Annotated in this window: 16 protein-coding genes; 5 read left to right on the plus strand and 11 right to left on the minus strand. The window is 39.6% G+C overall.

Annotation, left to right across the window (positions count from 1 at the left end):
• Positions 1–276 precede the first annotated feature (276 nt).
• The 8 genes from HMPREF0106_RS04510 to rpsF form a co-directional block, all read right to left on the minus strand.
• Positions 277–1,185, minus strand: coding sequence for a sugar phosphate isomerase/epimerase family protein (locus HMPREF0106_RS04510; RefSeq protein WP_008025008.1), 909 nt, complete (start codon positions 1,183–1,185; stop codon positions 277–279).
• Between the two features lie 149 nt (positions 1,186–1,334).
• The gene (locus HMPREF0106_RS04505) at positions 1,335–2,198 is read right to left on the minus strand and encodes a DUF1080 domain-containing protein (protein WP_004316253.1); all 864 of its coding nucleotides are present in this window, start codon (positions 2,196–2,198) and stop codon (positions 1,335–1,337) included.
• Positions 2,199–2,242: 44 nt separating this feature from the next.
• A complete protein-coding gene (locus HMPREF0106_RS04500) occupies positions 2,243–3,730 on the minus strand; it encodes a Gfo/Idh/MocA family oxidoreductase (RefSeq protein WP_009040855.1) in 1,488 nt (495 codons plus the stop codon).
• 12 nt (positions 3,731–3,742) lie between these two features.
• Entirely contained in the window at positions 3,743–4,855 is a 1,113-nt protein-coding gene (locus HMPREF0106_RS04495) for a Gfo/Idh/MocA family protein (protein ID WP_004299332.1), read from the minus strand.
• Positions 4,856–5,094: 239 nt separating this feature from the next.
• The gene (locus tag HMPREF0106_RS04490; RefSeq protein ID WP_009040856.1) at positions 5,095–6,759 is read right to left on the minus strand and encodes a DUF6377 domain-containing protein; all 1,665 of its coding nucleotides are present in this window, start codon (positions 6,757–6,759) and stop codon (positions 5,095–5,097) included.
• Between the two features lie 81 nt (positions 6,760–6,840).
• The gene (rplI, locus tag HMPREF0106_RS04485; protein ID WP_004307965.1) at positions 6,841–7,284 is read right to left on the minus strand and encodes a 50S ribosomal protein L9; all 444 of its coding nucleotides are present in this window, start codon (positions 7,282–7,284) and stop codon (positions 6,841–6,843) included.
• A gap of 14 nt (positions 7,285–7,298) precedes the next feature.
• Complete coding sequence (rpsR, locus tag HMPREF0106_RS04480) at positions 7,299–7,571, minus strand: 30S ribosomal protein S18 (RefSeq protein ID WP_004307964.1); 273 nt, start codon at positions 7,569–7,571, stop codon at positions 7,299–7,301.
• A 2-nt stretch (positions 7,572–7,573) separates the two neighbouring features.
• On the minus strand, positions 7,574–7,918 hold the full coding sequence (rpsF, locus tag HMPREF0106_RS04475) for a 30S ribosomal protein S6 (protein WP_004299329.1): 345 nt from the start codon (positions 7,916–7,918) through the stop codon (positions 7,574–7,576).
• A gap of 160 nt (positions 7,919–8,078) precedes the next feature.
• Between rpsF and HMPREF0106_RS04470 the strand changes: the two genes are divergently transcribed.
• Positions 8,079–8,525: a MarR family winged helix-turn-helix transcriptional regulator gene (locus tag HMPREF0106_RS04470; RefSeq protein ID WP_004299328.1), complete on the plus strand. Its 447-nt coding sequence runs from the start codon at positions 8,079–8,081 to the stop codon at positions 8,523–8,525.
• Positions 8,526–8,665: 140 nt separating this feature from the next.
• Complete coding sequence (locus tag HMPREF0106_RS27545) at positions 8,666–8,842, plus strand: hypothetical protein (protein WP_004299327.1); 177 nt, start codon at positions 8,666–8,668, stop codon at positions 8,840–8,842.
• Between the two features lie 77 nt (positions 8,843–8,919).
• On the opposite strand, the gene HMPREF0106_RS04465 is transcribed toward HMPREF0106_RS27545, so the two are convergent.
• The 3 genes from HMPREF0106_RS04465 to HMPREF0106_RS04455 form a co-directional block, all read right to left on the minus strand.
• On the minus strand, positions 8,920–9,621 hold the full coding sequence (locus tag HMPREF0106_RS04465; RefSeq protein WP_009040857.1) for a response regulator transcription factor: 702 nt from the start codon (positions 9,619–9,621) through the stop codon (positions 8,920–8,922).
• 1 nt (position 9,622) lies between these two features.
• Positions 9,623–11,179, minus strand: coding sequence for a sensor histidine kinase (locus HMPREF0106_RS04460; RefSeq protein ID WP_004299325.1), 1,557 nt, complete (start codon positions 11,177–11,179; stop codon positions 9,623–9,625).
• A 331-nt stretch (positions 11,180–11,510) separates the two neighbouring features.
• Positions 11,511–13,667: an elongation factor G gene (locus HMPREF0106_RS04455; RefSeq protein ID WP_004299324.1), complete on the minus strand. Its 2,157-nt coding sequence runs from the start codon at positions 13,665–13,667 to the stop codon at positions 11,511–11,513.
• Positions 13,668–14,215: 548 nt separating this feature from the next.
• Here HMPREF0106_RS04455 and hemW point away from each other — a divergent pair.
• The 3 genes from hemW (at position 14,216) to HMPREF0106_RS04440 (ending at position 16,445) form a co-directional block, all read left to right on the plus strand.
• Positions 14,216–15,346 (plus strand): radical SAM family heme chaperone HemW, encoded by a 1,131-nt coding sequence (gene hemW / locus HMPREF0106_RS04450; RefSeq protein ID WP_009040858.1) that lies wholly within the window; start codon positions 14,216–14,218, stop codon positions 15,344–15,346.
• A gap of 19 nt (positions 15,347–15,365) precedes the next feature.
• Positions 15,366–15,920: an RNA polymerase sigma-70 factor gene (locus tag HMPREF0106_RS04445; RefSeq protein ID WP_009040859.1), complete on the plus strand. Its 555-nt coding sequence runs from the start codon at positions 15,366–15,368 to the stop codon at positions 15,918–15,920.
• Between the two features lie 90 nt (positions 15,921–16,010).
• Positions 16,011–16,445, plus strand: a complete 435-nt coding sequence (locus HMPREF0106_RS04440) for a hypothetical protein (protein WP_004316260.1) — start codon at positions 16,011–16,013, stop codon at positions 16,443–16,445.
• The last annotated feature ends 10 nt before the right edge of the window (positions 16,446–16,455 follow it).

Genomic DNA, 16,455 nt, shown 5'->3' on the forward strand with positions numbered 1-16,455 from the left:
GGTTTGGCCGGACGACCGTTAGACGGCACAGTATAGCGGGGAGAAAGCTTCTTCAAAACGGCGCCAGTCTATCTTATTGGCAAGCAGGTATAAGGGATGCCTGGGATTCAGCTGGTCTGTCAAAGAGCTGAACAAGGAGGGCTGAGGGGTGGTCTTGTTTATCATAATAATCTGCAAGTTTTCAACCATAAAGATACAAAAACTTGCAGATATATCAAAGCAATTTATATATTAATATGTTGATTATTAGGCGTAAAAGCACATTCTAAGGGGCGACTATTTAGCGTATGAACTTTTCACAAAGGGAGCGTTCAATAAATAATCCAGACTTTCTTCTACACTTTCCTCTACCGGAACACTATACTTTTCGATTTCAGCAACGAGATAATTAACGCCTGCAGTTTTTGCATTCTTAAAGATAGCATCAAAACCGACCATTCCACTTTGTCCAATCTCTCTGTGATCTTTCACATGGAATATCTGGAAGCGACCGGGATATTTATTAAAATAATCAACAGGACTGTTTTGTCCGCGAACTACCCAATAAAGGTCCATCTGGAAGAAAACATATTCAGGATTCGTATGTTCTAACATATAATCATACATCACTTTATCTTCTACCTTCTGAAATTCATGAGCGTGATTGTGATATCCGAACGACAAACCTTGTTGTTTGCAACGCTTGCCTATTTCATTATAATATGCACAATATGTTTCTAAATCCTTGAGTGTCTTAGGTACATCCATCCACGGAGCTACAATATATTTCATACCGGCAGCTTTGTGATCGGCAATACATTGATCCCACCATTCAAGTGACTTTGAATAGTCGCCGGAAGCCAATTCTTCTTTAGACAATTGTCTTGTACAATGTGAAGACAAGACTTTTAATCCTGCCGATTCGACATCTTTCTTAAATTGTTGGGGAGTACGGTCATAAAATTTACCGTTGTTATAATTGGCAGCTTCAACACCGGTATATCCCATGTTTGCCAATTTCTTCAGAAGAGCAGTATAAGTGGGGTCACACTTACCATTTTTGTTGTCTACCTTGTTTAATATATCTCTGACAGAATAGAGCTGAATTGCTACTTCTTTTTTAGCTTTTTTCTTGGTTTGTGCCGTTACTGCCAGTGGAATCATGAAAAGAGCAGCCAATGCACAGATATAAATTCTAGTTTTCATATAATAGATATTAGTGGGTTACAATTATTCAGGTTTACATAGAAAAAACAGGCACGGATTACACAGACTTCACGGTTACTCCATGGCAATCGCCATTCAAAAAAAACGTGAAATACACGTAACCCGTGCCTTTCTTTATTACTATTCGATTAGTCCAAAACTTTCACGCGGATGTTGCGGAACCAAACATCGTCACCGTGATCTTGCAAACCAATGAAACCTTCGTGATTTTCGCCACCGCAATTATTCAGCAATTCAAATGCCAAAGGCCATTTTTCTTCACTGAACTTACTTGCTTGCAACATATCAGTCCATTGTTTTGTCCACAAATGATATTCAAGTACGTTTTCATCGTTTTGTCCGTGAACAACAGTACCTTTATAAACCATAATCTTAGCCTTGTTCCATTCGCCAAACGGTTTAGAGTTTTGAGGAACTGCCGGAATCATGTCATACAAAGAAGCTGACTGACGATTGTTATCCTTACCCAATTTAGCATCCGGATGATTGGCATTGTCCAACACCTGATATTCGGGCGCAGAAATATAAATAGGCTCAAGCACATCATTACCGTCTTTATCTTTCGATGTAACTTCCTGAGCTAAATAGAAAATACCGGAGTTACCACCTTTAGAAACCTTCCACTCCATTTCCAGTTCGAAGTTTTTAAACTTGTGAGCAAAAATCAGGTCACCACCATCACCGTCTTGAGCTTCACCGCCACCAGAACCGTTGAATTTGATACAACCGTCTTCAATTGTCCATTTAGAAGGAACACGGTCTTTTCCATAACCACGCCATCCGTTAAATGTTTCGCCATCAAAGATTGTGATATAACCATTTTCATCAACAGGCAAATTCAAGCTATCTGTTTCTGCCGCTTTCAATGATTTAGAGTAAGTCAACGCAACTTTTTGCTCTTCCGGAGCATTTGCTTTCTTCTGACCACCGCAAGAAGCGAAAACGCCTGCAGCAAGACAACAACAAGCTAATGGATAAAATACTTTTTTCATGATATCAACTATTTAATTTTTAATCTTTAATTTTTAATCTACTTTTATCTTGGCATATCAGGCAGTCTCCAGCCTTCACGATAATTATGTTTCACTAATTCAGCCGCAAACTGTTTTGCATTGATCGGATCTGTCCATGTCTTATCAAATGTAGGATGACCATTATGAATCTTGAATCCGTCTTTGATAACAGTACGAATGGTTTCGTTATCACCGATATTTGTAAAACACATGTTAGCTCCATCCCACTCGAGAGTCTTATTCAGAGCTTGCAAACGAATAGCCAATACACCCATTGCTACCATTTCATTCATAGGTCCGGCTTCTGAGAAGTCAGATTTAGTCATGATACGATTAGATTTATCTTCTTTACATGCACGTACCCAATCCATTTCGTGACCACCATTCATTGCTTTAGGAACACGACGGCAAACCTTCGGTGCATTTGGTTTACGACCTGAAAGCAACCAAGGATTCTGTCCATAACATCCGCAAATCAATGTATCTTTTGTTCCGTGGAAAATAGTCAAACCACCACCGCTCTGCATCAGTTGTTTTCCTTCTGGGAATCCTTTCGGACGTTCTGGCATCATACCGCCATCATACCAATGTATTTCCACTTCAGGCATAGCTACTTTCGGCATATTTTCACGAGCAGGGAAAATCATTTTCACGTGTTGTGCCTGTGGAGCACAAGCATTCAACAATAATGTCGATGAACCTTCCACTTTGGTAGGATACTGCAATTTCAATGCTTTAAACGGCTGATGCAAAATATGACAAGCCATATCACCCAATGCACCTGTTCCGTAATCCCACCATCCACGCCAGTTCCAAGGATGGTAAATAGCATTATAAGGATTCATTTTAGCAGGACCTGTGAATAAATCCCAATTCAATGTGCTAGGAATTTTATCAACCTTTTCAGGAACATTCAATCCTTGAGGCCAAATAGGACGGTCTGTTGCACATTCAACTTTCGTTACGTCACCGATTTCACCATTCCAAATCCATTCACATACTAAATCCGTACCTTCATCCGATGCCCCCTGATTACCCATTTGGGTAACCACGCCCGTTGATGCAGCCAGTTTTGTCAACAAACGAGATTCATAAACAGAGTGGGTCAATGGTTTCTGACAATATACATGTTTTCCCATTGTCATTGCGTCAGCAGTGATAATAGCATGAGTATGGTCGGCAGTTGCGATAATCACACCGTCGATAGATTTACCCATTTCATCATACATCTTACGATAGTCCCAGTATTTTTTAGCCTTGGGGAATTCGTCGAACACGCCTTTTGCGTACTTCCAATCCACATCACAAAGAGCCACAATATTTTCAGTGCCCTTTACGTGATTAATGTTGGCATGTCCCATGCCACCAATACCCACAGCTGCAAGATTCAGTTTATCAGTAGGCGAAATATGCCCGTGACTCATACCTAAAATTGTACTGGGAGCAATGGTTATACCTGCTAAAGCAGCGGCTCCCGTTTTGAGAAATTTTCTCCTCGAAATGTTTGACATGATTTTATTTGTTTAAGGGTTAATAATCTTTGGAAGGTTGCCGTGCAACAATCCATATCCATTTTTCATGTTTTTTCTTCGTTCGCGTATTTGCTCCAAAGTGCGCAAATTACCAATAGCGGGCAAATCGTGTTTGCGGGTATCTTTCAAGAATGTCCATGCATATTCGGATGCAATAGCCGAATCGCGCATTAGCGGTAATCGTGAACTGCGTTTTCCGGTTTCTACCGAATCAGCAAACAGGTCACACAACACGTCTATATTCTTGCCGCCGAAAGGTTTCTCTACACGGATGGTCTGATTGACACCGTGTAGGTCGACAACAGCAGTATTGAAGTCATGCGTCATACGCACAACCCCTTTTGTACCTATAATATCTACATACGAATTATGTGTCTGGTCTTTAGATAATTGCCCATAAACAAATCCTTGGGTAATATCAAAAACGACCCCATTTTGAAAAGTTCCGTGACATTGCACCCACCAAGGATCTTTGTAGTTCCACATATTCACTCCCTGGGCATTCCATGTTCTATAATCACATCCTGCATACCAACGGGTAATATCTACGTAGTGCATTCCACAATCATGGAAAGCAGGTCCCTCATACTCATGACCTTCACCTGGTGCCAAGCCGGGAGTCATGTGACAAATACGAATAATAGCCAGCTCTCCGATTTCCCCTTGCTGGATATATTCCTTCATTAAATTATGATACCAGGAATTTCGCAGATACAGATTTACCGTAGAAATGAGATTTGTGTTTTCTGTCATTTCTACAACTTTCCACTCATTTTCCATTGTATCTGCAACTGGTTTTTCTGAAATAATGTGTTTGCCGTAACGAATAGCTTTTTCTATTTGTTCCATCCGCGAGTCAGCCAAAGTGAAAAGCCCGACTACCTGCACACTTTCATCCTCAAAAATCTTTTGATTATCTTCTACTATAATAGAGTTAGGGGAAAGCTTTTTAGCCAACTGACGTGATGCCGGATCGGTATCACAAATATAAGCAATATTCCACCGATCACTTTTAGTCATCGCTTCCCAGTAGAATCTTCCCATCCTACCAAAACCGATAATTCCAACTTTAATTCTCGTGTCTACTGAAGATTGCGTGTTCATAATTAAACATAGTGAATTTAAGTACAAATAATAGATAAAACATCAACTTCTAACTACCAAACTGATGAGCTAAAAACTGATATTGCAAATCTAGCCAAATAAATAACGGCTTATTTGACTTACACTACTTTATGTAGATATAAAATCTGCTCTTTTTACTATTAATCAACAACTTAGATAACTTGACACATCAAAAAAATGTAGATGATTTGGAAAGTATTATAATGTTAAAATAATAATTATATCTCTTGTGTTGAACTAATTTTCATAATTTCATTCTCAAATTCATCCCTGTCGACGGCTGCTTTATTTCTCATCTTCGTACGATAATTATAAACCGTACTTGTAGAGCAACGGAGAAAGTTCGCTATCTTTCCACTATCCGTAATACCCAAGCGTAATAAAGCATAAATACGAAGTTCTCTATTCAATAAAGCGTCCGGTTTTAAAATAATTTTCTCTTCATCTTTCAACAGAGCGTTAAAATCAGATACAAAGGTGGGATACAAACCCAGAAAGACCTTATCAAAACGAGTGTATAAAGCGCCAAGCTCTTCATCAATAAGCGCAGATGATTTTAGCTTCTTAATCAGTTCATCATAGTATTTATTAATAGCTATTTTATACAGCATATTCTGATATTTCTCCATTTTATGGATATAACTAAAACAGACATCAAAGAATTCGGCTATGTAATACTCTTTTATACTATTAATTTCACACAACTGATTATTTGTATCATTCAGCTGGCTGTTCATGCTATTCAGCTTGTTGTTCAATCGCAAAAGCTCCTCATTACTCTGTGCCAATGCCTGTTTTATTTTCAACGTCTTTTTCATTTGAATATAGATGAAAAGCACCAACAGGACTAAAAGAAAAAGGATAATACTTGTAGAAATAAGAAAAGTAGTCAGATGCGACCGTGATCTGGCCTGCTCCGCCTGATAAGCTGTATTAATAATAGAATTGAATTTATAAATTTCGATGGCCCGGAAATGAATACCGGAAGATATAACGTCATCGATAGCGGACTGTGTAAATTTAAAGGCATCAGCTAAATTCTGTTCATCATAAGCTATCAATGCAAGAGATTGCAGGGATGCATTTTCCCGCGTAGCATTCCGGGTATCGGCTATTGCCGACAACATCAAATATTTTTTTTCTTCATCATACTTTTTCTGATGGTGACATAACCTGGAATATGAATGAGTTATCATAGCATAATTGGGCGTCCCCACTTCCTCAATCTCCAGCAGTTCTTTATAAATTTCTTTCGATTTCAGCGTATCACGCCAAATATAATAAGAAGCCTGGGACATTCGATAATCCCAAGAAGTGTGGTCAATGAGGGCAAACAGAGAATCTTGATAAGCAGCCTGCTGCTTACCATACAGATTATTGGCGACAGAAATCGAATAGTGTCCCCAAAAACTGGAATAAGTTTGATAATAGTTTATTAATAAATCTCTGGGAAGTTCTGAAGTCTTTATACTTTTCAAAATAATCTCCGCTTCGCGGAACCTGCCACACATCGAATATAAAAGGCTAAGATGTAAAGACGACTGGTTGGTGAAATAAGGTCTATTCAACTGGCGGGAAATCTCAATATTGCGATCAACATAATGGATGGCTGAATCAATATGAAACTTTTTATATTCATTATATAACCGTAGATTGATTCTATATTCTCCTTCAAGAGTCAAACCGGGACTTCTCAACATACATTTTATCCGGTTTATCCGATCCTCTTTCTCTTTAACAAAGACGTGTTTTTCATCTATCACTCTACGCAAAGAATCAGTCAATAGTTTCAACTCATTATTTGCATAAAGAACACTGCCAATTCCCAAAGCAATCAGCAGAAGCAAAAACCTCTTCTTTAGAAAACAATAGTTGAATTTCATAATAGTAATAGCAAAGATAACAAAAAAAGCGATTTATTCGTTCAGAACAAATCGCTTTTCATATATGAAGTAAATTTGCTCTTATTCAGCAACTACCTCGAAAGGAATTTCTACCGAAACCTCCTTGTGAAGCTTAACGATAGCCTTGTAGCTACCAACTTCTTTCACAGCGTCTTTTACAACGATGATCTTTCTGTCAACTTCATGACCCAGTTTAGACAATGCTTCAGCAATCTGGATGTTACCAACAGAACCGAAGATAGTACCGGTTGAGCTAACTTTAGTTGCGATAGTCAAAGAAACGCCTTCCAACTTAGCAGCCATAGCTTCAGCATCTTTCTTGATTTTCTCAAGTTTGTGAGCGCGCTGTTTCAGTTCTTCAGCCAACATTTTCTTTGCAGAAGGAGAAGCGATGATAGCTTTTCCAGTCGGGATCAGATAATTACGACCGTATCCGGATTTCACGTTTACGATATCGTTCTTATAACCCAAGTTTACTACGTCTTCTTTTAATATAATTTCCATACTTTTCCTCCTTCTTATTTCATCATGTCAGTTACATAAGGCAGCAATGCCAAGTGACGAGCTCTCTTCACAGCCTGCGCGATACGACGTTGGAACTTCAAAGAAGTACCTGTAATACGACGCGGAAGGATTTTTCCTTGTTCATTCAAGAATTTCTTCAAGAATTCAGGATCTTTGTAGTCGATATACTTAATACCACTCTTTTTGAAACGGCAGTACTTTTTCTTCTTAACGTCTACTGACGGCGGAGTTAAATATCTGATTTCTGATTGAACTTGTTGTGCCATGATTAATCCTCCTTTTTGTTTGATTTAACACTTCTTCTTTTTGCAGCGTATTCAGCAGCATACTTATCCATCTTGAAAGTCAAGAAACGGATTACGCGTTCATCACGACGGAAATTAATTTCCAGCTTGTCAATTACAGTAGGATCTGCATTGAACTCAATCAGTTGATAAAAACCTGTAGACTTTTTCTGAATTGGGTAAGCCAATTTCTTCAGTCCCCAGTTTTCTTCATTAATAATCTCAGCACCTTCAGCTTGAAGAACGCCTTTGAATTTTTCTACCGCTTCCTTCATCTGAACATCAGATAAAACGGGAGTTAAAATGAAAACGGTTTCGTATTGATTCATACTTCGTTTAATTAAATAAATAAATTATTTGATTTTAAATGCGGGTGCAAAGTTAGACATTTTATTTTGAACTACAAATATTTAATCTTTTTTTGTATCCGAAGATAGGATTTATCCGGGAAGAGACTTACCTTTGCAAAGTTGTTTAAACAATAATTTCATGATAGAGCAATTCAATTTCGACATTCGACTTATATTTGCCATATTAAATGGCAAAGTTTCTGCGGCAATCAACCGGAAACTGTACCGTAACTTCCGTCAGAACGGATTGGAAATCAGTCCCGAACAATGGACGGTACTCATTTTCCTGTGGGAAAAAGACGGCGTGACGCAACAAGAGTTGTGTAATGCAACTTTTAAAGACAAGCCCAGCATGACCCGTTTGATAGATAATATGGAACGGCAACATCTTGTTGTGCGCATTTCCGATAAAAAAGACCGCCGCACCAACCTGATCCATCTGACCAAAGACGGAAAAGAACTGGAGGAAAAAGCGCGTGTCATTGCCGGACAGACTCTGAAAGAGGCTCTTCACGGTATCACTCTCGACGAATTGAGCATTGGACAGGAGGTACTGAAAAAGGTGTTCTACAATACAAAAGATTAGATAGAAGAACTTCTCTCCAAATCATAAAATCCACTAAATCGTGCATTTATAATGGAATTTTTATCCAAATAATTTCGCCCGTTAAAGAATTATGCTTTAATTTGTGACTGGAATATTATAATCTATTAAAATACACACACATGAAAGGTTTATTAAAGAACTTAGGATTGATATTAATCTTGGTCGGAGTAGTCATCCTGCTGGCTTGTTCCTTTACAGGAAATGTAAACAACAACGCCATCCTGGGTACTTCAGTAGTACTTGTAGTACTGGGACTCATTTCTTATATTGTTATTAATAAGAAGATCGCTGATTAATTTCGCAAAATCAATAAAAAATCCCGGAAACGAATGTTCCCGGGATTTTTTATTTGGAGTTATCTCAAACGCAATCATTAAGAATCAACTTCCGGAGTAATCAGCTTATAGCCTTTTCCGTGAATATTGATAATTTCGATTGAATCGTCTTCTTTCAGGTGCTTACGCAATTTCGTGATATACACGTCCATACTACGGGCATTGAAATAGTTATCGTCAATCCAGATTGTTTTCAGAGCGAAGTCACGTTGCAAAATCTCATTGGCATGTGCGCAAAGCAATCCGAGCAGTTCAGACTCTTTGGTAGTCAGCTTAGTTTGTTTGCCTTCTGACGACAGAATTTGTTTCTGTGTGTCGAAAGTAAACTTACCAATCTTATAGATATTGCTTTCTTTGTTCTTCTTTCCACGAACACGTCTCAAGATTGCTTCAATTCTGAATGTCAATTCTTCCATACTAAACGGTTTGGTGATATAATCATCCGCACCGATTTTAAAGCCTTCCAGGATATCTTCTTTCAGCGTTTTGGCCGTCAGGAAGATAATAGGAATTTCAGCATTTGCTGCACGGACATCCTGTGCCAGTGTGAAGCCGTCTTTTTTAGGCATCATCACGTCAAACACGCACAAGTCATATTTATTCTTCAAGAAAGCCTTATAACCGGCTTCTCCATCAGGATATAACTCAGCAGAATAACCTTTTGCCTGTAGATATTCTCTTAAAAGCATGCCAAGATTTTCGTCATCCTCGCACAATAAAATACGCAGTTTCTCGTCCATATCAATTATTTTTTAATAAAGGTAATGCAATAATAAATTTAGTTCCCACGTTCAGGTCGCTTTCCGCCCGGATGGTTCCCTTATGATCCAATATAATTTTTCTCACATAAGCCAATCCCAGTCCAAAGCCCTTCACATCGTGCAGATTACCCGTATGTACACGATAGAACTTTTCAAATATCTTTTTCAGGTTCTCTTTTTTGATACCGATACCATTATCCTGTATCGAAATCATCAGTTTACCCGACTCATTCCACGTTCTCACTTTCAGTTCCAGATCCTCTTCCGGTTTCTTATATTTCACCGCGTTATCCATCAGATTAAAGATTACATTCGTGATATGCATCTCGTCTGCAAATATAACAGGATCGGTGGCCTCAAGGTTCGATGTTATCTTACCATTATACCGTTCCACTTTCAGAGCAAAGGTATTGACAACTCCTGCTATTAATTCATTCGCATCAATCTCCTTCATCTTCAAAGTGGCCTTCTGACGTTCGAACATCGACATCTGGAGCACCTTTTCCACCTGGAAGCGCAAGCGCTTGGTTTCATCATTAATCACTCCCGATATATGCTGGAACATCTGTGGAGATTTTCCCACCGCCGGATCTTTCAACATCTGGGCTGCTAATGAAATGGTAGATATCGGTGTTTTAAATTCGTGCGTCATATTATTGATAAAATCATTCTTCATTTCCGTCAGTTTCTTTTGCCGGAATACGATATAAATCGTAAAGATGAATGTCACTAACAATACCAGTGTAAATATCAGCGACGGAATCATGAAACTGATGGAGTCAAAGATATAATCTTTCTTCCCCGGAAAGTGCACTTTCAAGATACTCATTTTGGCAGGCGGATCATTCTTGAACAATGCCTGCTGATAAGCGTCTTCACTTCCCTTTGCCTCATAATCCGCACAACGGTAGACTTCCCTTCCGTCTTTGTCGATCACCGTAAAGTGATAAGGCAAATCTATACTATTATTATATAAGCTCGATTTCAGATAGTCATCCAGTTCTTTAAACCGTACTCTGTCTCCAATCGACTTGTCACTTCCCCGGTAAATCATCTGCCAGGCCACTTCATCGAGTAATGCCCGTTGATACATATACCGATTCTTGATGGCTTCCACTAATGAACGCGAAGTTTCCGGAATGGTCTTTGTCCCCCTGTAAGGAGAAATCATAGCCTTCGGAAGTTCGGAGGGCTTAGTGGTCATCACTTTCAGCTCAAAATCCGAATATACTTTTCCATCCTTAGACTTCACTGTAAACCGCTGCGTTTGCTGAATCAAGTTGTCTTGTTGTATGGAAGCATTATTCGCAATCAGCGCTTTTCTTTCTGCTTCTGAAATATCTTCGATCAACCAACGTCTGGTCTCTGCATATTCCACATCCTTGGAAACCTGATCCAGGCTATTGCGTACAGCCGAATCAAACTGTTCCTTACGGGTTTTCATCATTTCCTCTATATAACTTACCTGCAAATACAGCAAGCTAAGGAAGGAAAGCCCCATTACAATACCTAATATCCAAATTGTTGACTTCTTCATAGCAACAAAATTAACACTCCCTAATTAACACTCCTAATGCATTAACTTGATTTAACCGGAACTTCCCGGAAATTAACCGTAAGGAGCTATTTAGGTTGTATTCTGATTACTACAACAATAAAACCCCTCCTTTGGTTTGCAAATTTAATAAAAAATTAAATCTTCTCCTTGTGTTTTTCCATCTTTATTAATCATAGTTAAACAAAAACCGCCCCCTTTTACTTAAAAAAGGCGGCGGTTTTAACGTTTTAGTTGATTCTTTATGCCTAACAGATGATAAATACCGAATATTATAGTGAATATTCAATCAATTATCACCTATCATTTATACTTATTCTTCAGTTTGTTTAGCTTCAAAGTCCTTCATTAACTTATCTTGAACATCCGTCGGCACAAGTTCATAACTAGAGAATTTCATAATGAACGAAGCACGTCCACCCGTGAGAGAGCTAAGCGCCGTAGAATAAGACGACATTTCTTTCAAAGGTACTTTCGCAACCAGTTTCTCAAAACCTTTTTCACTGCTCATACCCATAATCATGGCACGACGTCCCTGCAGATCTCCCATCACATCTCCCATCCTATCAGACGGAACGAACACTTCTACATCATAAATCGGTTCCAGAATTTTCGGACCGGCATTCTTGAAGGCTTCACTAAAGGCATTACGTCCGGCAAGCATAAAGGAGATTTCATTCGAATCTACCGGGTGCATCTTACCATCGTAAACAATAACGCGCACGTCACGAGCATACGAACCCGTCAACGGTCCTTGCTCCATACGAGACATAATACCTTTCATAATAGCAGGCAAGAAGCGGGCATCGATAGAACCACCGACGATACTGTTAACAAACACCAGTTTACCACCCCATTCCAATGGTATCTCTTCCGTACCTCTCACGGTAATCTTAAATTCCTGTCCATTGAACTTATACGTTTCAGGCACAGGCATACCTTCTTTATAAGGTTCTACGATCAGGTGAACTTCACCAAATTGACCGGCACCACCGGACTGTTTCTTATGACGATAGTCGGCACGGGCAGCCTTTGTAATCGTTTCACGATATGGAATCTTCGGTTCTTCATATTTTACCTGAAGTTTTTCGTTGTTTTCCAAACGCCATTTCAAGGTACGAAGATGGAATTCTCCCTGACCGTGTACCAAAGTCTGTTTCAGTTCTTTTGATTGCTCAATCACCCAGGTAGGATCTTCTTCGCGCATACGGTTCAGGATACTCATCATCTTTTCCACATCCGCTTCATTCACCGGCTTAATGGCACGGGTATATTTAGAGTTCGGATATTTGATAAAATTGAATTTGTAGTCACAATCCTTACCGTTCAGCGTATTACCGGTTTTCACGTCTTTCAGTTTCACGGCAGCACCGATATCACCGGCCTGCAATTCTTCCACCTTGACACGGTTACCACCGGCTACCACATAGATTTGCGCGATACGTTCCTTCGAACCACGGTCGGCATTCAGCAAATCGTCTCCCTCATGAACTTTACCGCTCATTACTTTAAAATAGGAAACTTCACCGATATGCGGTTCCACACTTGTCTTGAAGAAATAAAGAGATTCCGGTCCATTGGAGTCCGGAGCCACTTCTTTACCTTCCGTATTCTGTACCTTCGGCATTTCAGATACAAAAGGAACAACGTTACCCAAGAATTCCATCAAACGGCGAACGCCCATATCTTTACCTCCACAGACGCAAAATACAGGGAACATACCTCTGGCGATCAATCCCTTACGGATGCCTTCACGCATTTCGTCTTCTGACAGGGAATCTTGCTCAAAGAATTTCTCCATCAGATTTTCATCATTCTCGGCAGCAGCTTCGACCAATGCTTTGTGCATCTCCATAGCCTTATCCATTTCTTCTGCCGGAATATCTTCGATTGTCGGAGCCCCTCCTTCGGGTTTCCATGAGTATTTCTTCATCAACAATACGTCGATCAGCGCATTAAAGCCCGGACCGGTAGCTATCGGATATTGGATAGGAACAACCTTAGAGCCGTATGCCTCTTTCAGCTGTTCGAGGATATTATCATAATCGCATTTTTCATTATCAAGCTGGTTGACTAGAAAAATAACAGGTTTATTCAGCTTTTCTGTATAACGGAAATGATTTTGTGTACCGACTTCGACGCCGTATTGGCCATTGAGAAGGATAATTGCTGTGTCGGTCACATTTAGTGCAGTCACTGTGCTGCCTACGAAGTCGTCCGATCCCGGACAGTCAATAATATTAAGTTTTTTGTTATTCCATTCTACATGGAGAACGGTGGAGAAAACGGAGTAACCATACTCTTGTTCAACAGGAAAATAATCGCTAACTGTGTTTTTTGCGGCAACAGATCCGCGACGTTTTATAACACCACTCTCGAAAAGCATCGCTTCCACGAGAGTGGTTTTCCCAGAGCCAGAACTTCCCAACAAGGCAATGTTCTTGATTTCATTAGTCTGATATACTTTCATAATATATAAGATTTTAGTAATTACTCAGTATGTTTCTCACATACCATTAATTTTGTGATGCGCAAATTAGGGATTAATTGGGGGAAAAGCAACACTTATGGCAGTGTTACTAAACAATGTTATGTAACACATCTTTAACACGAACATTTTCGAATCGGGTTAAAAATTATTTTCGCATGGCTATAAACTAATTTCATAGTTGCAACGAGTAATCCGGCACGATGTTATTTTTAGTTGTTTTCCTTTCATACAATAGTTTCCCCGTTGCCTAATCAGTTTTCGTTTGACTTAAGTCAAGCGATAGTTTAACTTAAGTCATTCTATCGTTTGACTTAAGTCAAACGAAAACCCGGCTACAAGTTCGAATCTTATTTATAAAAGAAAAGATCTTAAATTCAGCATTGCAGGAAATTATCTTCTACTAATCGATGGGGAATTATCTATTTAGCGTATTCCTACCCCACTATAAATAATTTCCGTCAACTGCTTTTTTTGATATATCTAATAATAGTCTTACTTTTACACCCACAAACCCAAACAGCATAGCTATGGCAGGTATCTATCTTCATATTCCTTTTTGCAAAACGCGCTGCATCTACTGCGACTTCTACTCAACCACTCGCAGCGAACTCAAAACCCGTTATGTACAGGCTCTCTGCCGGGAGTTGACGATGCGTAAAGAATACCTGAAAGGAAAAGATATAGAAACTATTTATTTCGGTGGCGGAACCCCGTCTCAACTGGAAAAAGAGGATTTTGAACAAATATTTGATACCATCCGCGAGCACTACGGATTGAATCATTGTCAGGAAATCACTCTGGAAGCTAATCCGGATGATTTATCGCAGGAATATCTGGAAATGCTTTCCTCACTTCCTTTCAACCGCCTCAGCATGGGAATACAGACTTTTGATGACGCTACGCTCAAACTATTGAGACGCCGCCACAATGCCCGTACAGCCATCGAAGCAATTGACAGATGCCGGAAAGCCGGTTTCCAGAACATCAGTATCGATCTAATTTACGGATTGCCCGGAGAAACAAAAGAACGATGGGAAAACGATCTCCGCCAGGCTATCAGTCTGAATGTAGAACATATCTCCGCCTATCACTTGATTTATGAGGAAGATACACCTATATATAATATGTTAAAACAGCACCAGATATCCGAGGTAGACGAAGACTCCAGTTTAGAATTTTTCACATTACTGATAGAGCATTTGCAGAAAGCAGGATTTGAACACTATGAAATTTCCAATTTCTGCCGCCCCGGAAAATATTCCCGCCACAACACTTCCTATTGGAAAGGAATATCTTATCTGGGATGCGGACCATCGGCACATTCTTTTGACGGAATGACACGGGAATGGAATGTGTCTTCAATCGACACCTATATAAAAGGTATAGAAGAAGACTGCCGTGCTTTCGAGACAGAATATCTGGACCCAACCACCCGCTACAACGAATTTATTATCACTACCATACGTACCGTATGGGGAACACCTATAGAGAAACTGAAACAGATGTTCGGCAATGAAATGTGGGAGTATTGTCAAAAAATGGCTGCACCTTATCTGAAAAATGGTAAACTGGAGGAATACAACGGAGCTTTGCGCCTGACGCGTGAAGGTATTTTTATTTCCGACAGCATAATGAGTGATTTACTTTGGGTAGACTAACCAAACAAACAAAAAGCCGATGACCGAATCAGAAGTAAGAAAGTTATTGCGGCAAATGAAAGAACTGGATTCGCAGACTGCTTTCCGGGACTTTTACAACATGACTTACGACCGTCTCTTTCGTATTGCCTATTATTATGTGAAACAGGAAGAATGGTCGCAGGAAATCGTTCTCGATGTATTCCTGAAACTATGGAAGCAACGCAGCAATTTGCTTGATGTGAGAAACATTGAAGATTATTGTTTCATTCTCATCAAAAATGCTTCGCTCAATTATCTGGAAAAAGAATCAAGACATACGCTTATTCATCCCGATTCTCTGCCGGAGCCTCAAGAACAAAGCTATTCACCGGAAGAATCGCTCATCAGTGAAGAACTGTTCGCTCTTTACGTAAAAGCACTCGACCGGCTTCCGGATCGTTGCAGGGAAGTGTTCATCCGCATCCGTGAAGAAAAACAGAGTTACGCACAAGTAGCAGAAGAATTAGGCATCAGCATGAATACAGTGGACGCACAACTTCAGAAAGCAATCACACGTTTAAAAGAGATGATTAGCCGGGCCGAAATAGATTAACATTCTTTTAGACAAAGAGCGTAGGGAGTTTCTGTCCCCCTCCGGTCTTTATCAACAAATAAGTCAATCAATCACTAAAAAAGACAGAAAATGAAAAAGCTAAATGACGCAAACATGGGAATCTTTGTCCTTCTTTCAGTTTGTCTGTGCCTGTTTTCATGCAACAATGACAACGACAACCTACCAAAGGACTATGCAGGATTCGAACATTCGAAGGAAACAGTAGAATGTGAAAGCGACAAACCCGAATGTGAGTTGAAAATTAAAATTGTTGCAACAGAAAAAACAAAAGAAGACCGGACGGTAGTACTTGCCACACCCCCTCCGGTAGTAGGACAAGCAGCAGTGGTACAGCTAACAGAAAAAAAAGTAATCATCAAAGCGGGTAAGAAGTCAGCAACAACTGTCATAAAAATCTATCCTAAACAGATGATATTGAAGAAGCAGAATGTCACTTTATCCTGCACTCCCCAGTGGAAAGAAGGAGGAATCAGCAAACTGACCATTCTGTTGAAACGAAAATAATAGATCAAGA

The organism is Bacteroides sp. D22 (assembly GCF_000163675.1).
GTDB lineage: Bacteria > Bacteroidota > Bacteroidia > Bacteroidales > Bacteroidaceae > Bacteroides > Bacteroides xylanisolvens.